The following is a 20,302-nucleotide window of genomic DNA, read 5'->3' as shown; positions in this document are numbered from 1 at the left end:
TTAATTTATATGACTTCATAAAGCGTATCTTTTACCTGTAATACACGTTCCTTTGTAAGGTCATACCGCTTTGGTTCCTTAAGTTTTTTACCGTGAAAATCTCTGACCACTTCTATTACAGGCCTCATGGGCGCAAGTTTATTTGTCTTTATAACCCTTCCAACCTCACCTGTATTAAGGGTCACATAGATACCAATAGGAAACACAGAAAGTTCATCAATAATCGCCTTTATTATGCATTCAGGAAATTGTCCTTTGCACTTTCCTATAATCTCTTTTATAACATCAAATGGAAATTTTCTTCCCCTTTGAGGCCTCGGCTGTATCATTGAAGCGTATATTGCTGACAATCCTATTATTTTGGCATATTCATGAATGCTGTCCCCTCTTAACCCCAGAGGATACCCTGAGCCATCTTCCCTCTCCTGTTCCTGATATACAACCTCTGCAACAATAGAAGGCAGTCCAGTCAGTTCATTCAACATATCGTATGAATATTGAGGATGTTTCTTGATTTCCTCAAACTCTTCTTCAGTTAATTTATCTCTTTTCCTTCTAACCTTTTCAGGCACCTTGAGCATTCCAACATCATGCAGTAAGGCACATGTTACAAGGTCTTTTAATTGAGAATCTCTATATCCCAATCTTGTCCCAATCTTTGCTGTAATTATGGCTACATTTATTAGTTGTGATGTAATATCCTCTGACTTCTTTTCTACAAACAATGCTCTAATAAGTTCATTATTATCATCAACAAGCAGATTTACAATTACATTGGCAGTTTTGATTACCACGGATGGGTCAGGTTTCTTGCCCTCTGTAAGTTGAATCATGAAATTATTTAGTTCTCTCCACATTATAAAATAATTCTCCCCCTCATACATTATACTAATATCCGCCAGTTTAAAAGGAAACTCTGTAGTCAAAAAAGATGTCTTTACAGCATTTAGGGTCTCATAACCATTTTTTTTTTGAGAGTTTTCTTCTCTCACTAAATATGCATTGGAAAAACTGATGTTATCTGTTTTATTGGAAGGAATCTGAACATCCTTTAGTTCCTTATATATAATGTCATCAAATACAATATCGATATCGTCATGGCTGGCATTATCCTCTTTAAGCAGTTTTGAATCTTTGTCAAAAATTAGATTGGTTTTGTTATCGGAAGGAATCAGTATATCATTAGATTCTTCAGAAGTAATGTCGTCAAATACAATATCATCACGGATGGCATTATCTTCCTTAATGGATTTTGTATCTTTGTTTACATCACTTACAATAGAGACGACTTCGTTATTGGAAGGAATCTGGCTCTCTTCTGTTTTTTTAGACACAACATCTTCGTCAGGAGTCTGTATATCATTTGCTGTATGTGGCGGTATTTTTTCTAAAGCATATGCAGTAGATAATTTCTTTATTATATCAGTCACTCTCATAAAGATTATATAAAATCTTCACTGCCTACCTTCTTAACAATCTCTGTATCTACAGATTTTTTCTGCACGGAACATGCCTCAAAAAGACTCATATCGCATATCTTATTTATCTCCCTTGGCAGTCCACCGGAAAATTTATATATGTCCACAACCGCATCAGTTGTAAATATCCCGAGCTCTCCTCCAACCGCCTCCAACCTATGTCTTATATATTCCTTGTCTTCCATATTCAATGGCATTAGATGATATTTAATGGCAATCCTTGACTCAAGTGGTCCATTATACTGAATTGTCTTTCTAATCTCTGATTGTCCAACTAGCATCAATGTCAAAAGCGGACGGTTGTTGATACTAAAATCAGAAAAAAGTCTGAGTTCTTCCAATATATCCATATCCTTTATTAAATGGGCTTCATCTATAATCAGTACCGCATGTCTGCCTCTGGTATATGTAGAAACAAGCCATTCGTGAAATGCATGTATCATATCCGCCTTCTCTGACATATCACCTTTGATGCCAAATTGCAGCAATACCTCTTTCATAAAACTTAGGCAATCTATTGTAGGGTGATTAATGAGTGCCACTTCATATTTATCTTTATCCTTAAACAATTTTTCCATAACCATGTTTACAACAGTTGTCTTCCCAGCACCTATATCGCCTGTAAGAAGAAACGAGCCCTTCAAAGTCTTTATGGCATATAAAACCCTCTTTACAGCATCATCATGCATCTTTGTTGGATAATATAAGCCTGTATCAGGAAGTATCTGAAACGGAAGATTCCTGAGTCCCCAATATGCCTCGTACATAGTCTCCCCCTTTTTTATTTATTGTGAAACACTATTTTCAATACAAACCTTCACATAATTTAAAATATTCTTCTCATCGCTCTCATTTATATTGCAATATTTAGTTGCAACTTCATAGTAGTCCCCATAATCATTACTGTACTTCATAGACCATACTACCTTGCATCTGCATTCAATTAAATAAAATAGCGGTAAAATTACCAAAAGGGCCTCAATTTCATCCCCTTGAGAAAAAGGATGTCTTGCACGGAATCTAACACCCGATGCACTAATGTTAATAGCAGTCAAATCCCCTTTCCCCATTGATGGGTTGGCAAACACAGTGAGCAGACGAATCAGTCTATCTATTTTAGATTCCATTATCTCAATATAAGATGTCTCCCCTTTATCGCTTAAAATCTTGGAAATCTCTGACATCTTTGCGCCAAATACCTTCTCCTTCAAAAACCTGCTTACATCTCCATTATCTTTTTGCTGCGCATCATCTACTTTGTAGTAAACTATAATTTCATCATTACTGATTCTGGTATGTATCCGCCTGTCTTTTAAATGCACTACTTCCATAGTTACTCCAAGATTTTCAATGTTAAAATTTATAAGTTAATTACTACAAATTAGTATTTTATGTCAAGATAATAAAGATAGGATTTGAGATAAGGCGAGAACTTAAGTCAATTCTATAGTATGTCATACCACTTGATTTATGGTTAGCAATCTCTATGGTTTCATCAAATACCCCAGTCTTCAAATTAAACTCCTTTACTACCTCACCCTCTCTAATGATTTTAAGCAGTTCATCCTGTCCCGCTGGTATTGTGAGCCTTATTCTTAATTTGGTAACTTTATCTGCTCTAGCACTTTCACCCATTTCCACCCACTTATTATTGGCGCTGTCCCATATATTAAACATTTCAAGCACAGGCTTTGGTTTTTCTGAAGGGCCTATAACTGCATACATCCGACCTTTTCGTAAGGCATCCAGAATATCAGTTTTTGTCATCTGATTAACAAGCATTATAGTCTGGGTTTCACCCATCCAGTCCCCTTCTTCATAATCAAGTTCCCCTATTGCCCAAACAGGTTTTTCTCTTTTACCATTCACATATTCTAGTAACACCTTATCCCATATCCCTCCGGGTATACCTGTATGCTTCATCCCTTCTGCAAACACGGCAAAACCAGTATATCCTGCAGTATTCAAAAGGTCATCATAGTATGGTCTGGTATCAAATGTTACAGGGCCATATTTATAAGTTGCAGAATCCACATCAGGCGATGACCAGAATGCAAGCCCCCCTTTTGCATTTACATAATCAATCAATTTCTGATAGGGCAGAGCACCTTTATCTCCATGTTATTGGTCAAACTTATGGTTGCAAAATGGATAATTATTTACTAAAAATACAATGCCTCCCACCATTAAAAGAACACCAAGCCACTTAAGTTTAGGCGGTTTATAGAACTTTATTTCACCTCCTGCTCCAGAAGAGGTAACTAAGTAAGAGTAACTACACCTTTTTTTATAGGAGAATGCCAGAAAACCAAGCACAATAACAATTATTGGCCATAAACTAATAAGGCAGTTTATTGAAAATTCAAATGATTTTTTATGAGAGACAGAAGGCAGGTTCTCATAGTCTTCAGCCTTTTCTAACCCAAAGACAAGGATATTTTTATGAAAATTTTTTATCGTAAGTCCAGAGAATACAGAACCCTCCCAATAATAAAATGGCACTGTCTCCGCTCCATGCAGTATAACCATGTCAGGATTTTGGCTGGCAATATTTTCTATACGATTTATATACTGCTGCGCACCATAGCGGGTAATAGACTCTCTTTCCTCTGCCTTTTTTATCAAATTTCTTAAAGGGAACAACCCGTATTCAACCTTATTTGTATCTTTATCTGCAAATATTGCGACCTTCAGTCCTGCGTTCCTGACCCTTTGAACAACCTCTTCAGGTGAAAGTGCGCTGCCGCCAACTTCACTTTCAAGGTTAACTGCAGCAGGGACATTCTGATATGCAAACACGGTCTCATTACTAGGTAAAAAGACAGATAAGAGTATGAGAAATAAGAAGACCCTTGATTTAGATTTTTCTATAATGAATATCTTCATATTGTGTATCTATTTTACCTTCCGTTAAATATCATAGACCTTCAGATAACCTTCTACTATTTCAAGGCATCCTTAATTGACTCAACAACTTTATAAAGTTTCCTTTCTGTCACATAATGATGCACAGGTATCAAGACAAGCCTGCTTGCCATATACTCTGCATTTGGATAATTCTGGTTTTCAGAATTGTATATCTTATGTATTGGCTTATCATATAGGATTGTAGCCTCAAGTCCTGAATTGATAACTGCATTTACCAATTTCAACCGTTTTCCTTCATCTTCCACAAGAAATGGAAACTGATTAAATACAACATTCCATCCATCTGGGATAAGAGGGAGTCTTATACCATTTATATCTTTTAATGCACCATAGAGTAACCTGCCCTTCCGTTCTCTATCAGAAAAGATTCTGCCAGATTTTTTAATTAAGGCACATCCAAGCGACCTCTGAAAATCAGTATAGTGAAAACTGTGGAACTCTTCATGGAGAGATGTATATTTAAAGTTAGAGACTGCTCCATTCATAATCGTATAAAACCATGGTCTTACTGCATAAGATAAACCCACTGCTTTAAGATATATGCCAACTTTAGCATAAAAATCAAGACTCGGCAATTTTTTTATTTCATCAGAAATAATATCTGCAAATCTATCACTATCAGTTACAATAAGCCCCCCTGAAATTATAGAAAGATTTTTACCTCTATTAAAACTTATAAAACCAATATCTCCAAAGGTGCTGGTAAATTTGTTTTCTTTTCTTGTCCCAAATGAAGAAGCAGCATCTTCTATAACACATACACCTTCCATATCTCGCATTCCAGACATATCTAACGGTATTCCAAACATATGAATGCAAAGGATAGCAAGTGTATTATCATCTGCCATATTTAAAGCCTCGTTAACATCCATATTAAAGGTTTCAAGTGAGACATCAGCAAGTTTGTATTTTAGTCCTGCCTTTTTTATAGGAAGTATTAAAGATGGGGCTGTATATGCAGGAAGGATAATTTCATTTTTATTTGACAACCTCTTCAAAACACTTAATATCACATAGAGTGCTGTTGTCCCTGAATTAACAGTAAAAGCATATTTGACAGAAAGCATTTTTCTAATATTGGCTTCAAAATCGCATGAACAAACAGATGCCTTTATTATATCTATCAACTTTAATGGAGTGCCTGCAGATGGTATCATCTATTTGTCATTCCTTTTCAAAAACCAAAACATAATCCAATATTAGGTATGGATTATTTATTCCTACAACCTCATATTGTACAAGCCTGCATCCCAACTCTCTCATCTCATATTCCATCTCGTCAGGAAGGTATGAAACAGTAGGGTGTTTTCCCTGCTTCATGTGTAACCAGTATTTTATATAAAGCAATAGATTCTTTCTATTTCTGATGTCAATTATAATTTTACCGCCCAATCTAACAATCCTAACCATTTCTTTTAATATCGGCTTAAGGTCTGATAATGAATTGAAGTTATAAAGTGTGTTCAGACAAACCGATACATCAAACACCATATCTTTAAAAGGCATTCTAAAAATGTTTCCTCTCACCAAAGGCATACCTGTTGCCTTTGCGACAGCAATTTGGTCCTCTGCCATATCAATACCCAGAACTGTTTTATTTCCGTAATGTGCAACTTCCCCTATAAGCACCCCCTTCCCACATGCAACATCAACAATTCTTCCAGTATAATCCTTCATAAGACTTGCTGCCACCCTGACGACTTTAAGCGGCAGATAGCCTCTTATACCTTTTATCCTGAAAATTTTGTTTCTACCGCTCGTTTGCATAGCAATCTATAATATCCTCTCTAAACTTCTTGCCAGTATGTTCCAGTCAAATTGTTTTTCCACCCTTTGCCTGCCGGCTATTCCCATACGGTACATCTCTTCCTTATTTATCAAAAAGTTCTTTATCGCAGACACAATCTCATCAATGGAATCTGGGTCTACCAAAACACCTGTAACCCCTTCCTCAACAGCATCCCTAACACCACCTGACCTACCCCCTATCACAGGCTTCCCGCATGCGTTCGCCTCTAGAAAGACTATCCCAAAACCCTCATAGTCCCCCTTGAGTGCAGTTAACTTTGTCTCTCTATTTGGCAAAATAAATATATCGCATAAATTATAATAATCAGGAAGTTCCTCATCGCTGACATACCCTGCAAAAACAACCAAATCTTCAAGCCCCTCTTCCCTGACAAGATTTCTGATTCTTTGTTCCTCCCTGCCTCTGCCAACTATGAGATACACAATATCAGGGAATTGCCCTTTCAGAGAAGACATCGCCCTTATTACCATATCGTGTCCTTTCCTCTCATCCAATCTTGCAACAGTAAGCAATACCTTTTTGTTATAAAGATTATATTTTTGCAATAATCTATCAGATTTGTCTTTCGTGGTAAAAAGGGAGGTATCCACACCTGGCGTTATTATCATTAGTTTTTCACGGTCAACGCCGAACTGCAGATATTCTTCCTTAGTAAAGTCGCTGATTGCCACCACAATCTCTGCCGAAGAAAGAACTCTTCTCATGATTGATGCAAGTAACTTTGAGTCTCCAAAACGGATGGTCTCTGAACCATAAACCCATACCACATATGGGATATTTAGAAGTTTCTTGCATAATAATCCTGCAATACCGTTGGAGATTATCTGCCCACAGTGAATCCGTCCTACCTTTAACTTAAAGACATACTTAAAAATAACCAGCAGGTTTATCACCGTTTTTAGTACCTTTGAAACCTTTGACTCCCCGGTCGGCACCTTAACCCTTATTACGGGCATATCATCTTTTTTGTCAAAGTCTTCGCTCCCTTTTTCCCATGGACAAAGGATAAAATATTCTTTTTTGTCCTGCAGTTTGAAAAGGTTATAAAAAACAGTCCCTATGCCGCTTACAATTGGTGGATAATCGTTAGTTATAAGTAAAGATAACTCTTGTCTTCTGCCTGTTATAAAACTCAATTCTATCCCCTCCTGAATAAAATATATTAACACACCTTTTTATTCTATATTATTTTTTTTAATGTTTCCAGTTGAAAAGTTAGCAAAGTTAGCAATAATCTACACTCCTTTCCCTTTTTTTCTCAACTTATCTATATCAACTTCAACCATCATTTTTACTAACTCATCAAATTTTACCTTTGGTTCCCAGCCAAAAGTATTTTTTGCTTTTGAATAATCTCCTTTAAGTATGTGAATTTCTGAAGGACGATAAAATTTTTCATCAACCTTTACATAGTCCTTCCAATCTAATCCAATATAATCAAATGCTTTTTCTACAAATTCTTTAACCGTATGAGTTTCTCCAGTAGCAATTACATAGTCATCAGGTTCATCTTGCTGGAGCATCAACCACATTGCTTGAACATAGTCACCCGCAAAACCCCAGTCCCTTTCGGCTTCTAAGTTTCCCAACCTTAACTCTTTATCCAAACCCAATTTAATCTTAGCAACAGCATTGGTTATCTTTCGGGTGACAAATTCATACCCTCTTCTCGGTGATTCGTGATTAAAAAGGATACCGGAACACGCAAAAAGGTTGTAGGCTTCTCGGTAGTTTCTGGTCAGATCAAACCCAGCCACCTTGGAGATCCCATAAGGTGATCTTGGGTGAAAGGGAATATTTTCATTTTGGGGTGTTTCCTTGACAAGACCGAACATCTCAGAACTTCCCGCAAAATAGAATTTACATTCCGGAGCCTTTTCTTTAATTGCCGATAAAACAAAATGTGTTCCGTTAATATTTGTGTTGATCGTAGAAAATTCATCCTCGAAAGAATAACTTACAAAACTCTGTGCTGCTAAATGGTAGCATTCATCCGGTTTTACCTTATCTACTACATTGAATATGCTTGCATAGCTTTCCATAGAAGCGGCATGAAGAGTGATTTTGTCGAGGATATGCCTGATTCTCCAGAGCCTATGTTCCGGATCTTCAATCGCAACTCTACGTACGATTCCGTGAACTTCGTAGCCCTTCTCTAATAGAAACTCAGCCAAATAACTTCCATCCTGACCGGTGATGCCGGTAATAAGCGCTTTTCCCATAATTTATATCTCCTTTAAATTGTAATGCTTATAAATATACTGTCTCTCTGCCTCTGCCGTGTGATATGGACGCTGTTGCCCATTCACCAACTCCATCTATGGTCAGTATGAATGACAATTGCAGCAGCAGAGTCATGATAATATGCAGAGATGCCTAAAATATTTTTAGAATCATACATAAACTAAAATCCCTATTTCAATCGTCATCTCTTCCACAGCAAGCAGCGAAATCCCCTATCAGCCTTTAATAACATCCATAATCTCTTTAACCCTGTGGTCGTAGGTATGAAATTTTATTGCCTTGTTGTAGCCATTCATTGCTATCTCTTTTGCCTCATCCCTATGAGACAGATAATAATTAAAAAGATGTCTTAATTCCTCAATACTGCTGTAACATACAAGTTCAGAGCCTGATGTAAAATGCATCAAGACATCATCTCTTGTATCAACCAGTTGAAATGCCTGACAGGCAAGTATCTCAAAGAGCCGTGTATTCATCATATTATCCACATAAGATGCAAATGAACTTATGTTGTTCAAAACTATCTTTGTTGCAGAGTAAACCTTTACCCATTCCCCAACATCAAGGCTGCCGCCCCTTATCAGTGCAGTTAATGCCGAGCCAATGGGTATCTTGTCCCATCCAGGACCCCATATAGCAATATCAAAATCTGACACCTTTTCAAGCATTCTAAGTCTGCCAGGATACATTGAGCCAATAAAACATATATCTGATGAATATCTCCTTTTATCCTCATGAGTTAACTCTACAGGTTTATGATAAAGAGGTTCACAGGCAAATAGCAGCGGATGGACATTTTTATGACCTGCCAACCTTAATCTCTTCATAGCATCGGTGCCTGATACAAAGAAATAATCAAAGTTTGAGGCATACTTGCATGCCAGTTCATAGTCTTTTGGATAATCGCATAACCAGTTGACTGTAATAAGATGGTGCTTCTTCTTAAGTTCCACAATTATAGACGGCTGTATGGTAAAACCATGCATCAAAAACAGAAGGTCAGGCTTAACATTATCTACCAGCCTGACAAATTCCCTATTCAACTTTGAAATAGCAATGTTATTTAAAAATCCACTGTGCTGCCTTATCCTTGCAGGGATTAAGAATGACCTGTAATCAAAAGGATAAAACTCATGCCCTGCCCTCCTGAATGCATCTTCAAGATAATCATAAAGCGTCAGAAAACTCGAAAAATAACTCCTGACATAAACTATTTTCATGTATTTACCCTTTCTGCTTTTTTGTAATAATCCTTATGGCACTCTATCCTTCAAAACAGCAACGTTACTACCATCAGTCACAGCATGAACCTCTATAGCATCAGTTAATATTTTACCGCTTATAAAACTAATGATACTGGCAATGTAGTTTAAACCTTTTATATGCCACGGAATAATTCCCATATCAGGTATGATTTCCATTACCCTAAACCCTGCTTTTCCAATTGCTAATCTTATTGTATCCGGCGTAAAGTGGTATAGATGCAATTCACGGTCTTCAGGATTAAATAAGTGCATCCTCTTGCCTTTAACTAATCTGTAAGCCCACTGTGAAAGGATATTATTGAGATTTGGGATAGCCATGATAAAAATACCATCATCCTTTAATATGCGTCTTACTTCATTTAAGACAACAATAGGATTAGGGGCATGTTCCAGCACATGCCACATGGTTACTGCATCAAAACTTTTATCCGGAAATCCAATATCAATCAACTCTCCCTGAAGTATATTCAGACTGATTTTATCTTTGCCATATTTTACTGCAAAGGATGATATCTCCGTCCCATTTACATCCCAACCATCTTTTCGTGACAATTCAAGAAAAAGTCCTTCTGCGCAACCCACATCCAGAAGACGGCCTTTCTTATGTGAAAGGTCATTAAGGGTTTTAAGCCTTCTCCCCCACATCTTTATACGCTTTTCCCTCTGTTCAACTATCCATGATGTGTAATAATCTTCAGAATATGCCTTTTCCAATAATTCCTTCGGCGGTATAGGGTTTACATAAACAAGCCCACAATCTTTACATTGGAGGGTTTTATATATCCCGGAAGTTTCTATGACTTCTGACTCACAATTATCACATAAAATACATTTATTCATATACTGTCATTAACGACCTGTCCTATTTATTTCCTCGTATATATCTTCAATTTTCCTGACCATCAAATCAAGAGTAAATCTTGATAAAAAAATCTCTCTGCCTGCTCTACCCATTTCCTTTCTTAATTTATCATCTTGTAAGACTTTTATAATCGCCTGTGCAATGGCATTACTATCACCCGGCGGCACAAGAATCCCTGAATGATTCTCTTTAACAACTTCAATAATACCCTGCAGTTTGCTTGCTGCCACAGGCTTTCCCATTGCCATTGCCTCAACCAGCGAGAGTCCCATCCCTTCCCTCTCAAAAGACGACAAAACAACGACATCCATCAGAGAAATAAATGGAAAAACATCTTTTTGGTATCCCGCAAAAACGATATTCTGCGCAATCCCAAGACTATCAGCCTGTTCTTGAAGGGTTGCTCGTAACGGACCATCTCCCAATAAAAGAAGTTTTGTCTTTGGTATATGCTTCTTAACAACATTAAAGGCTTCTAATAGATATCTATGCCCCTTATGAGATGTCAATGATGCTATACACCCAATAACATTGGAATTCAAATCTATATTAAGTTTATTTGCCAATTCCATTTTATTTAGGGAAATATATTCAGGCAGAGGGTCTTTTGTTCCGTTATATACAACTTCTATCTTACTATCTGGTATCTTCTCTTTTAGGATTAGAAAATCTTTTACTGCCTGCGAACAACACAAGATCTTATCGCTAAAAAATCCTAAAAACCTCTCTTTCAGATGATGTCTTATCTTCAAATCTATGGGAACGGTATGCACATGATGAATAATGCCGATACCACCAGATAAAATCGCTGCCATCCTGCCCAGATAACCAGCCGGATGTGCATGTGTATGGACAATATTCACCTTGTTAGTTCTTAACCATCTTGCAACTTTCCATATATTTACAGGATTGTTAAAATTTTTAATGCCGAGAATTTCTGTTTCTACTCCACTCTTTGATAAATCGTCAGCAATAACTCCGCCGCTGCTTAAGCATAATAATAAAAGGGCAAACCTCTTTCTATCTAAAGATATAAGTAGTGACTGTATTCCCCTTTCCTGTCCGCCTATCTTCATGTCTTCAACTATATGGGCAATCTTTAAAGGTATCATCTTATTCAACTTGTGCGATTATTGATAACATCTCTCTTATTCTGTGTTTGTAGGTATGTTTTGATAAAACAGTCTTATATCCTGTCTCTGTAATCTTTTGTCTTTCCTCCGGATGATGCAGATAATATTCAACAAGACGCTTAAGGTCATCTATATCTTTAAATACCACAAGGTCTTCTCTATCCCTAAACAAAGTAAGAACATCTCTTTGATTATCAACCATAAGAAATCCCTTACATGCCATCACCTCATAAACCCGTGGACTTGCCTGATAGCATGGGATATTTCCAGACAGGTCTTTAAAATGTATACAAAGAACAATCTTTGCAGCGCCGTATATCTTTGTCCAAACATTATAAGGGGTCTTGCCCCCTCTAATCAGAGGTTTGAGAGGTGAATCTGACGGCAGGTCTTCAGTCCCTGGTCCCCATATCGCAAGGTCATAGTTACTTAAAGATTCAAGCATTTTTACCCTGTATGGATATAATTCAGGATGAACAGACCCGACAAACGCTATATCACAACTATAAATCTGGTTTTCTTCCTCGGTTAATACGATCGGCTTATGGAAATCAGGGTCGCATGCAAATGGAAGCCAGTGTAAATTTTTTACCCCCGCATATTTTAAGATTTCATATGCCTCTGAACCCCCTGTAAATATAAAATCATAGTATGGCGCTGTTTTAGCGACAGGGTCAAAATCCCTTGGAGCGTCAATGGTCAGTAAGGCTGTTTTTACCCTACATTTTTTTATATATTCTATGGTTTCAGGAAGTATTCTATGTCCTCCAACCTCAAGAAAAAGAGCAGGTTTGAACGACTTGATTGCTGAAATAAGTTTCCTATTTATCCTCTTTAAATCTAAATTGTGCAGATAGGACATGCTATCTCTTATCCTGCCGGGGATAACAAAATCCATGTCATTAAAAAATAATATATCACCGCCTGCTGCCTTTAATGCAATTTCTATATATTCTGAGAGAGTGGCAAAATGGGGATTACGACAGGTACTTAAAAGTATCTTCATAATTTTCTTATTTTTTTGCCATGACAACAAGACAGCTGCTTAATATCTCAGGGGCTGTAAATCCCTGATGCCAGAAAAGTTTTCTTAAAACCCGGTGAAATATCGAAATCAATATCTTACCTATAAGACCCTTTATTGACCTATCGTGTGTTAAAGATGGATATATATTGATATTCCGAAAACCTGCTACATACAGAACCTGATAGATGCTTTTCTCTGTAAAACCGCACTCATGGGTAAAATCCCTGTATCTTGCATTAAGGGCAAATGGATTGCTCATATTAGGTAACTTTAATAACAGCATACCACCGGGTTTCAATGCTTGATATATCAGCTCCAAAAAATTTATAATCGTATCTTTAGGCATATGCTCAATAACATCATTGGCAGATATCATGTCATAGGTATTTATCTTATCTTCCAGAAATTCAAAGGTATTGGCTACTTCAACATTTGGAGTAACATTGTTTTTACAAAATTCTATCTGGCTGTATGAAACATCAATCCCTTGATAATTTTCAAACCCCTTTTTCTTAAGATAATACAGAAATTGTCCTGTACCACAGCCAATATCAAGTATCAGACTATCTTTTCTTTCTGGTAAAAACCTGCTGTAGTACGAATCAAATTCTCTCGCGTAATTTTCATACCCCAAAGGAGTTAAAAGATTAGAACTGGCAAAAATTGAATCAAAATATCCTGTAAATAATTCTTCTCTGTCACCCATTATGTTTTCCTGTTCTTATCCTTGGAAATATTTAACATTATTGGTTTAAGAGTTATCCTATAAATAAAAGATAGAATCTCTCTCGGCAAGCGGAGACTATATACTACATACCTCAACCATCCGAAACTTTGAGGCCTCAGAATCGCAAGCACTTCAAGGTATCTTACAATATCTCCACGGCAGAAATTAGCCTCTAATCCTTTTGTCGTTAGTATAAAATTGGCATCTCTAATTGTAAGAAAATTGTCTTTTCCACCGGCTAACCTGCGATTTTGTTCTGCCTCTACCCCCAAACGAATACCCTGTTTGCCACCGGGATAATAACTGTAATCATGATTCTGGTGCACTGCCAGCACGCATTTGGAAGCATCAATTAACGGGATAAACGATTGACGGCAATAATATAATAACCAGTTGTCGTAGCCTGGCCGTCCAACAACCATGGGGGGGATATTTCTCCATATATCTTTTGGATATGCAAAATAATCTATTCCGCATACATCCATAATCTCTCCTTTTTCTTTACACTCTTTTCTTAAATCATCTATCCAGCAAGGAGATTTAAAATTGACTGGTCTGTCAAGTGTCAAATTATATCGCTGACCTACCATGAGAAATCTATCCACAGGTATATTTTTTAACGCTGGCAGAAAATCATCTAATAAAATAATATCACAATTAATAAGTGTCTGAATATTATATCTACCAACCTTCTTTGCTATATCAAACATTGAACTGATAAGGGGCATATCTCTTTCACTTGTTTCAACATCAGGGATATGCAATAAAGAAAGTTCCTTAACCACATCTTCTATACCCTCGCCTTTCCCAAATATTATAACCTCAATATCAGGATGCAGCATCTTCCAACTCGTAATCGCATTAATCTGGTTGATTTTCATCTGACCTATAAATGGTTTAGTGGTTGTAAAAATGGTAATCATAAATATCCCCTTGTAACTTCAGGGTCTTTGTTAAAACAGAGTTTTATAATCTACACGAGGGTAAACATCTATAGTGAACGTTGAAAATAAGTAGATGTAGGGCAATGCCTTAGCCTTGCATTATGCAACCCTAATGGGTTGCCCTGTCAGCATAATTATCCATCTTTTTTGACTGTTATTGTATAACTCTACCTGCCTTTTCTCTACCATCCTTTATCCTTTTGACCAGCGGTTTAAATGTTATCCCGTACAAGTATGATGCTATCTCTCTCGGCATACGCATCAGATAAGTTATTTTTTTAAACCAACCAAATTTGTCAGGATATAAAATCGCATAAACATCCATATACCTCAAGATATCGCCGCGGCAATAATTCCTTTTTAGTCCTTCATCAGTTAATACCCAATCCGCATCTCTTATTGTAAAATAGTTATCCTTTCCACCGGCTAACCTGCGATTTTGTTCCACCTCCGCTCCAGTAGAAATACCCTGCTTGCCACCAGGATAATAACTGTAATCATGATTCTGGTGCACTGCCAGCACATGATTGGAGACATCAATTAATGGAATACCTAACCGACGGCAGTTATATAGCAGCCAATTATCGTAAACAGGCCGCCCAACAGCCATAGGCGGAAGATTTTTCCATATATCTTTTGGATATGTAAAATAGTCTATACCACATACATCCATAATCTCTCCTTTTTCTTTACACTCTTTTCTTAAATCATCTATCCAGCAAGGAGATTTAAAATTGACTGGTCTGTCAAGTGTCAAATTATATCGCTGACCTACCATGAGAAATCTATCCATTGTTATCCTTCTTAATGCTGGTAAAAAATCGTCCACAAGAATAATGTCACAATTAATAAACATTTGAATATTATAATGACCTCTCCTTTTCGCTATATCAAACATTGAACTGATAAGGGGCATATCTCTTTCACTTGTTTCAACATCAGGGATATGCAATAAAGAAAATTCCTTAACCACATCTTCTATACCTTCTCTACCTTCACCTTTCCCAAATATTAAAACCTCAATATCAGGATGCAGCATCTTCCAACTCGTAATCGCATTAATCTGGTTGATTTTCATCTGACCTATAAATGGTTTAGTGGTTGTAAAAATGGTAATCATAAATATCCCCTTGTGACTTCAGGGTCTTTGTTAAAACAGAGTTTTATAATCTACACGAGGGTAAACATCCAGAAAACCGCCGTCTGTTGCATTATAAATAGTCACTCCTCGTGCAAGGGCGGCATCCCTGAGCGCCTCATGAATCTGCCATAATTCAAGGGTGTATTCCAATGCATATTTATAACTTCCTTTAAAATCATTCCCATCCATATTGGTATAAAAATGTTTCATGTGTGTATTGGATGATAGCCAATCATGGTCTGCACCAATGAGATAAATCGGCGAACAGCCTAAATATAGCGCAACTATAATTGCCATATGCATTGTGGTTAAAATATCCATCACCGCACCGTTCAAATTCCAATTATATTTAAGTCTCGCCCACTCATGGGGCGATCCCAAAAATTTTAAGTAGTATGTATTTTCTATGGGAAACATTTTATTCTTAACAATCATATCCTTTAAAGACAAATGAAGAAAATATGCCTGCGGATGAATTTTAGAAGCAACTTTACTTATATATTTTGTTTCTTCCGGGGTATAGTTAGATAGTGGATCACCTGCACAATAAAATGTTGGCTGCCATTTTTCAAGAATTGGGTGTTCATGGAAGTGGTTCATAACTATAGTAATCTCATTGCTAATAAGCGTCAAATCCTGCCTGCTAATTGATGGTCCAGTTCCAATTATAAAACATCGCCTTCCCGCATATAAATTATGGAACTTTTTATTTCGTGACAGGATATCTGAATCCTTGGAGGCAGTCTTAATTCCCTGTTTAAACTCCCTCCATCGCATGAGTTCTCTGAATCCCATTGGGATTATCCAGTCTAATAGAAATCTACTCACTTCTGCCATAATACTTTTGCTCACCCTCCAATCTTATTGGACCATTTCCCAATTTAAAGGAGATCCTCTCCTAATATTTCTTCTCGCTTTTTTACCCAAAAGGAAATCATAGTATCTTGGATGGAGTCCGTTGCCGGGTCTGATAACCCTTGTATTACTTGGAGCAAACTCGTCTCCGCTTTTCATATCTTCAACTACATAAATAGAACGTCTAAACTTAATGGATGCCTTTTCTTTCTCAGTAAGAGCATAACTAACTATACCCAACGACTGCCATGCCTTGTGAGTTTCTTCTACAAGAAGTTTCATCTCATGAGGTTCCATTGAAAATGCTGAATCAACCCCGCCGTCAGCACGTGATAATGTAAAGTGTTTTTCAATGACAGTTGCTCCCAATGCAACGCTTGCAATTGCAACACCTATTCCAAGGGTATGGTCTGATAAGCCGACCTGGCATTGAAAAAGTTCCCGCATGTGAGGAATTGTCAGGATATTGGAATCTTGAGGCGAAGACGGATAGGCGCTCGTGCATTTCAGCAAGATTAAATCCCTACAACCAGCGTCTCTTGCAGTTCTCACTGCCTCATCAAGTTCTGCAATCGTTGCCATACCTGTTGATATAATTAAAGGCTTTCCTGTTGATGCTGCCTTGCGAATTAAAGGTAAATGATTATTTTCAAATGAGGCAATTTTATATACAGGTGCATTGATCCCTTCCAGAAAATCAACTGCAGTCTCGTCAAAAGGAGTACTGAAACATATCAATCCGAGTTCACTGCATCTCTTAAAAATAAGTTCGTGCCAATCCCATGGGGTATAAGCCTGCTGATAAAGTTTATATAGAGATTTCCCTTTCCATAAACTATTAGAGTCATCAATATAAAATTCACCTTCTTCAATATCAATAGTTATGGTATCAGCCGTGTATGTCTGAATCTTAACAGCATGTGCCCCTGATTTTGCTGCCGCCTCAACAATTGTCAGCGCCCTCTCCAGAGATTGATTATGGTTGCCCGACATCTCTGCAATCACAAAAGGTGTCCGATTAAGACCGATTGTCCTATTGCCTATAATTATCTCTTTCATTGCTTCTCCCTAACCCAGCACTCTGCCTAACGAAAATGCCTCAGCCTCTTCCATACCAACAGAAGCCCCCATCCACCTAGCCAGATGTTCTACTGCCTTTAAAGAGCGGGCGTGCGGACAGGGCTCCATTTCAGACTTATACGCTGAAGGGCATTTAACTTCGTTGGCAAAGTGTTGTGATAAATCTGTATTTCTTTTCTCGCGGCTACGTTTTTCATCGCGGCTTGTTACTCCTTCTGCAAAAATAGCTACATGCACCTCATCACCTGTTTTTGTATGCTTTGCTATAGTTGCGCCGCAGCCTAAAACTTCATCATCAGGATGAGCAGCAACTATAAGTATTTTCACTGTGACATTCCTTTCTTTTCAAATTATTATAACACAAAACAATATGCAAGATTGTTTTATCAGATGAAGCAGCTACGATTCCTTTATGCGTAAAATCTCCAGTGTATCTGATTTCTTCGCCTTTATTATCTTTCAAGACACCCCCTGCCTCTTCCAGAATCAAGTGAGGTGCAGCAATATCCCAGTCTTTCACTGTTACATTTTTAAAAAAAACATCTGCGGTTCCATCAGCGACTTTACATATTTTCAATGAAATACTCCCACACTCTATATATCGGGCAAAACATAAGTCGTTATATAATTCACGGGCGATTCCCCGTGGTTCAGGATAATTATCAATCAATATTTTAGGTTCCTTATTCTTGAGAGTTGCCAGCCTTTCATTGTTAAGAAATGCTCCATGACCTCTTTTTGCAGTATAAAGCAGCTCTAAAAGAGGGGCATAAATAGCTGCAAGCACAGGGAGGTTTTTTACTATTAAAGATATCTGGGTAACAAAACCCTCATAACCTTCAACAAAACTTGATGTCCCATCAATTGGGTCAATAATCCAATAAATTTCAGGTCTGATTTTATAATGCGAAGATATATCCTCTTCGCTGATTATTGGAATATCCGGATATATCTTCTTTAACCGCTCGGTTAATGCAAAATGAGCCATTTGATCTACTTTGGCTTTAAACTGTGAACCATCCCATTGACCTTCAATAATTCCATTATTACGCCATTTTAAAAGCAGATTGCCAACTTCTTTTACAATTCCTGATATTTCGTTAATCATTTTATATCAAAACACCGAGAGTTATGTATTGTTCTGCCGCGTGGATTTAAAATGCTCCATGAGATGACTTCCAAGGAATCCCCCTGCCCCAGTTACAAGTATCATTTCACCCTTTCCACTATCTTTGTCTTGAGGAAATGGAAATCAGATTCGCTCATAAACTCGTCTACAGTCTTCCTAATCATGACAATACCCGGCTGCCAGTTTCCGAACTTTTCACTGTTTCTACCATAGAGCGCTTGGGACATCAAGCCTCCCAGTTCATCAATACCAGATGCTATAGTCAATGAAATGCTTGTTGAAAAGCGCGGATTAATTTCAAATATAAATGGTTCGCCACTTAATGCATCAACTCTCAACTGCACATTGAATGGACCATCGGCATTTAATTGTTTTTGTATTTTTATACATAAAGATTCTATCTTGGGATTTCTGCGCGTAACAGCAATCCTTGTAATGCCTTTTTTTAAAATAATCTCTTTTGGTACCACAGATTGGACTTCCCCATCCCTCCATACAACGACAGAAACAGTATATTCAGTTCCTTCTATATATTCCTGTATAAGAAGTTCATTGGGCGCATGTGGACTTGCTTTTAAAAAGGAGTTTAAACTCTCTTCAGAATCTACAATCCCAATCCCCCGGCTCCCTCTCCCTCTGCGCGGCTTAACTATTACGGGAAAACGAATACCTGTACATCCTTCAGTAACGAGTTTTGTTTCTGGAACAGATATACCCACAGCGTTTAATCGTTTCATAAGGACAAATTTATCCAAACACATTGCCACAAATTCTTGTTTTGGTAAGAGAACGATTATCCCATCCTGCTCTAACTCAAAAGATGAGATTAATTCTTCATCCACTAAAGGGACTATTGCTCTTACTGACTCCTTCCTGCAGATATTCCTTATAACCGGCAGGAAATCAGGGGACATTCCTCCGGGAATAACATAGCCCTTGTCAGCGACATAAAGACCAATTGCAAAAGGATCGCTATCTACGCCAATTACCCTGTATTTTTTTTTACGTAATAATTCAATCATCGCTGGAGTCGCTGCTCCGCCTGCGCCTGTAATAAGAACAGTACAAATGTCTTTGGAAATGTCTGATTTCATTTTAAATCTTCCCACGAATCATTTCTTTAACCTAAAAAAGCAATAAATATTCAAATGCATTTTTCGGGTTAAGGTCATTTGGCTCTATTGCAAAACTGTAATCAAGGAAAAACATATGTAACATGGCTTTCCTTAAACCCAGCTTTTTGAAATGCTTTTATAGAGGCTATATTTTCTCTTTTAATTTCAGCATGAATAGGCTTATCTGGATTCTTTTCTTTTATAAACCTCTCCGTTCCAATCCTGATAACACTAGATCCAACCCCCTTGCCTAAAAAGTCAGGATTAAGCATGATGCTCACTTTTATCACATCGCTTTTATCTTCAAATCTTATTGAGCCGACTTTATCTTTTCCAGAACAGGCGATATAAATTGAAGTATACGAATCTTTTATTTTCGCTTTAAACCACTTTTCATGTTCATCCCATGATATTAGGTCAGAATTAAAAAAGTTTTTTCTAACATCAGGATGATTTCTCCAGTTGAACAAATCATTTATATCGTCATCTTGTATTTCTCGGATTTCTATCGCTTCACACCCTTTGCTTTCTACAATCATCTTACGTATCTCACCAATTTAAACG

The 20,302-nt window shown here is 37.3% G+C and carries 22 protein-coding genes; all 22 read right to left on the bottom strand.

The features are described from left to right. Window positions 1-5 precede the first annotated feature (5 nt). The 22 genes from HZC45_04685 to HZC45_04580 all read right to left on the bottom strand — a co-directional run bounded on the left by HZC45_04685 (window position 6) and on the right by HZC45_04580 (window position 20,277). A complete protein-coding gene (locus tag HZC45_04685) occupies window positions 6-1,436 on the bottom strand; it encodes an HD domain-containing protein (protein ID MBI5682446.1) in 1,431 nt (476 codons plus the stop codon). Window positions 1,437-1,441: 5 nt separating this feature from the next. Then, window positions 1,442-2,245 (bottom strand): AAA family ATPase, encoded by an 804-nt coding sequence (locus HZC45_04680; protein MBI5682445.1) that lies wholly within the window; start codon window positions 2,243-2,245, stop codon window positions 1,442-1,444. An 18-nt stretch (window positions 2,246-2,263) separates the two neighbouring features. After that, window positions 2,264-2,809, bottom strand: coding sequence for a PilZ domain-containing protein (locus HZC45_04675; protein ID MBI5682444.1), 546 nt, complete (start codon window positions 2,807-2,809; stop codon window positions 2,264-2,266). A 58-nt stretch (window positions 2,810-2,867) separates the two neighbouring features. Further along, window positions 2,868-3,566 carry a hypothetical protein gene (locus tag HZC45_04670; GenBank protein ID MBI5682443.1) on the bottom strand — a complete coding sequence of 233 codons (699 nt, stop codon included), beginning with the start codon at window positions 3,564-3,566 and terminating at the stop codon, window positions 2,868-2,870. Window positions 3,567-3,599: 33 nt separating this feature from the next. Beyond that, window positions 3,600-4,364 (bottom strand): hypothetical protein, encoded by a 765-nt coding sequence (locus HZC45_04665; GenBank protein ID MBI5682442.1) that lies wholly within the window; start codon window positions 4,362-4,364, stop codon window positions 3,600-3,602. A 56-nt stretch (window positions 4,365-4,420) separates the two neighbouring features. After that, the gene (locus HZC45_04660; protein ID MBI5682441.1) at window positions 4,421-5,563 is read right to left on the bottom strand and encodes a DegT/DnrJ/EryC1/StrS family aminotransferase; all 1,143 of its coding nucleotides are present in this window, start codon (window positions 5,561-5,563) and stop codon (window positions 4,421-4,423) included. Between the two features lie 7 nt (window positions 5,564-5,570). Continuing rightward, entirely contained in the window at window positions 5,571-6,083 is a 513-nt protein-coding gene (locus HZC45_04655) for a class I SAM-dependent methyltransferase (GenBank protein ID MBI5682440.1), read from the bottom strand. 96 nt (window positions 6,084-6,179) lie between these two features. After that, the gene (locus tag HZC45_04650) at window positions 6,180-7,352 is read right to left on the bottom strand and encodes a glycosyltransferase family 4 protein (protein MBI5682439.1); all 1,173 of its coding nucleotides are present in this window, start codon (window positions 7,350-7,352) and stop codon (window positions 6,180-6,182) included. A gap of 99 nt (window positions 7,353-7,451) precedes the next feature. Beyond that, window positions 7,452-8,438, bottom strand: coding sequence for a GDP-mannose 4,6-dehydratase (gene gmd / locus HZC45_04645; GenBank protein ID MBI5682438.1), 987 nt, complete (start codon window positions 8,436-8,438; stop codon window positions 7,452-7,454). Window positions 8,439-8,675: 237 nt separating this feature from the next. After that, on the bottom strand, window positions 8,676-9,680 hold the full coding sequence (locus HZC45_04640; protein ID MBI5682437.1) for a glycosyltransferase: 1,005 nt from the start codon (window positions 9,678-9,680) through the stop codon (window positions 8,676-8,678). A gap of 33 nt (window positions 9,681-9,713) precedes the next feature. Next, window positions 9,714-10,565 carry a class I SAM-dependent methyltransferase gene (locus tag HZC45_04635; protein MBI5682436.1) on the bottom strand — a complete coding sequence of 284 codons (852 nt, stop codon included), beginning with the start codon at window positions 10,563-10,565 and terminating at the stop codon, window positions 9,714-9,716. 9 nt (window positions 10,566-10,574) lie between these two features. After that, complete coding sequence (locus HZC45_04630) at window positions 10,575-11,699, bottom strand: glycosyltransferase (protein ID MBI5682435.1); 1,125 nt, start codon at window positions 11,697-11,699, stop codon at window positions 10,575-10,577. A gap of 1 nt (window position 11,700) precedes the next feature. Next, window positions 11,701-12,726 (bottom strand): glycosyltransferase, encoded by a 1,026-nt coding sequence (locus HZC45_04625; protein MBI5682434.1) that lies wholly within the window; start codon window positions 12,724-12,726, stop codon window positions 11,701-11,703. Window positions 12,727-12,733: 7 nt separating this feature from the next. After that, window positions 12,734-13,453, bottom strand: coding sequence for a class I SAM-dependent methyltransferase (locus HZC45_04620; GenBank protein ID MBI5682433.1), 720 nt, complete (start codon window positions 13,451-13,453; stop codon window positions 12,734-12,736). Then, entirely contained in the window at window positions 13,453-14,397 is a 945-nt protein-coding gene (locus tag HZC45_04615) for a hypothetical protein (protein MBI5682432.1), read from the bottom strand. The genes HZC45_04620 and HZC45_04615 overlap by 1 nt, the downstream gene beginning before the upstream one ends. 175 nt (window positions 14,398-14,572) lie before the next feature. Beyond that, complete coding sequence (locus HZC45_04610) at window positions 14,573-15,538, bottom strand: hypothetical protein (GenBank protein ID MBI5682431.1); 966 nt, start codon at window positions 15,536-15,538, stop codon at window positions 14,573-14,575. A 30-nt stretch (window positions 15,539-15,568) separates the two neighbouring features. Continuing rightward, on the bottom strand, window positions 15,569-16,396 hold the full coding sequence (locus HZC45_04605) for a hypothetical protein (GenBank protein MBI5682430.1): 828 nt from the start codon (window positions 16,394-16,396) through the stop codon (window positions 15,569-15,571). 24 nt (window positions 16,397-16,420) lie between these two features. After that, window positions 16,421-17,473 carry a pseudaminic acid synthase gene (gene pseI, locus HZC45_04600; GenBank protein MBI5682429.1) on the bottom strand — a complete coding sequence of 351 codons (1,053 nt, stop codon included), beginning with the start codon at window positions 17,471-17,473 and terminating at the stop codon, window positions 16,421-16,423. Between the two features lie 9 nt (window positions 17,474-17,482). Then, the gene (locus tag HZC45_04595) at window positions 17,483-17,821 is read right to left on the bottom strand and encodes a PIG-L family deacetylase (GenBank protein ID MBI5682428.1); all 339 of its coding nucleotides are present in this window, start codon (window positions 17,819-17,821) and stop codon (window positions 17,483-17,485) included. Next, window positions 17,790-18,602 carry a 3'(2'),5'-bisphosphate nucleotidase CysQ gene (locus HZC45_04590; protein MBI5682427.1) on the bottom strand — a complete coding sequence of 271 codons (813 nt, stop codon included), beginning with the start codon at window positions 18,600-18,602 and terminating at the stop codon, window positions 17,790-17,792. Before HZC45_04590 ends, HZC45_04595 begins: the two co-directional genes overlap by 32 nt. Window positions 18,603-18,703: 101 nt before the next feature. Further along, complete coding sequence (locus HZC45_04585) at window positions 18,704-19,732, bottom strand: ATP-grasp domain-containing protein (protein ID MBI5682426.1); 1,029 nt, start codon at window positions 19,730-19,732, stop codon at window positions 18,704-18,706. Window positions 19,733-19,818: 86 nt separating this feature from the next. Next, complete coding sequence (locus HZC45_04580; protein MBI5682425.1) at window positions 19,819-20,277, bottom strand: GNAT family N-acetyltransferase; 459 nt, start codon at window positions 20,275-20,277, stop codon at window positions 19,819-19,821. Window positions 20,278-20,302 lie beyond the last annotated feature (25 nt).

It is taken from the genome of Deltaproteobacteria bacterium, assembly GCA_016223005.1.
Classification (GTDB): domain Bacteria; phylum Desulfobacterota; class GWC2-55-46; order UBA9637; family GWC2-42-11; genus JACRPW01.
This window is presented reverse-complemented; position numbering and strand designations above follow the sequence as displayed.

Excerpts from the sequence above, each read along its gene's own strand:
- HZC45_04580 (MBI5682425.1), bottom strand. The coding sequence starts at position 20,277 with ATGATTGTAGAAAGCAAAGGGTGTGAAGCGATAGAAATCCGAGAAATA.
- HZC45_04685 (MBI5682446.1), bottom strand. The coding sequence starts at position 1,436 with ATGAGAGTGACTGATATAATAAAGAAATTATCTACTGCATATGCTTTA.
- HZC45_04660 (MBI5682441.1), bottom strand. The coding sequence starts at position 5,563 with ATGATACCATCTGCAGGCACTCCATTAAAGTTGATAGATATAATAAAG.
- HZC45_04630 (MBI5682435.1), bottom strand. The coding sequence starts at position 11,699 with ATGATACCTTTAAAGATTGCCCATATAGTTGAAGACATGAAGATAGGC.
- HZC45_04610 (MBI5682431.1), bottom strand. The coding sequence starts at position 15,538 with ATGATTACCATTTTTACAACCACTAAACCATTTATAGGTCAGATGAAA.
- HZC45_04675 (MBI5682444.1), bottom strand. The coding sequence starts at position 2,809 with ATGGAAGTAGTGCATTTAAAAGACAGGCGGATACATACCAGAATCAGT.
- HZC45_04615 (MBI5682432.1), bottom strand. The coding sequence starts at position 14,397 with ATGATTACCATTTTTACAACCACTAAACCATTTATAGGTCAGATGAAA.
- HZC45_04605 (MBI5682430.1), bottom strand. The coding sequence starts at position 16,396 with ATGGCAGAAGTGAGTAGATTTCTATTAGACTGGATAATCCCAATGGGA.
- gmd (MBI5682438.1), bottom strand. The coding sequence starts at position 8,438 with ATGGGAAAAGCGCTTATTACCGGCATCACCGGTCAGGATGGAAGTTAT.
- HZC45_04640 (MBI5682437.1), bottom strand. The coding sequence starts at position 9,680 with ATGAAAATAGTTTATGTCAGGAGTTATTTTTCGAGTTTTCTGACGCTT.
- pseI (MBI5682429.1), bottom strand. The coding sequence starts at position 17,473 with ATGAAAGAGATAATTATAGGCAATAGGACAATCGGTCTTAATCGGACA.
- HZC45_04620 (MBI5682433.1), bottom strand. The coding sequence starts at position 13,453 with ATGGGTGACAGAGAAGAATTATTTACAGGATATTTTGATTCAATTTTT.
- HZC45_04635 (MBI5682436.1), bottom strand. The coding sequence starts at position 10,565 with ATGAATAAATGTATTTTATGTGATAATTGTGAGTCAGAAGTCATAGAA.
- HZC45_04665 (MBI5682442.1), bottom strand. The coding sequence starts at position 4,364 with ATGAAGATATTCATTATAGAAAAATCTAAATCAAGGGTCTTCTTATTT.
- HZC45_04625 (MBI5682434.1), bottom strand. The coding sequence starts at position 12,726 with ATGAAGATACTTTTAAGTACCTGTCGTAATCCCCATTTTGCCACTCTC.
- HZC45_04655 (MBI5682440.1), bottom strand. The coding sequence starts at position 6,083 with ATGAAGGATTATACTGGAAGAATTGTTGATGTTGCATGTGGGAAGGGG.
- HZC45_04590 (MBI5682427.1), bottom strand. The coding sequence starts at position 18,602 with ATGATTAACGAAATATCAGGAATTGTAAAAGAAGTTGGCAATCTGCTT.
- HZC45_04680 (MBI5682445.1), bottom strand. The coding sequence starts at position 2,245 with ATGTACGAGGCATATTGGGGACTCAGGAATCTTCCGTTTCAGATACTT.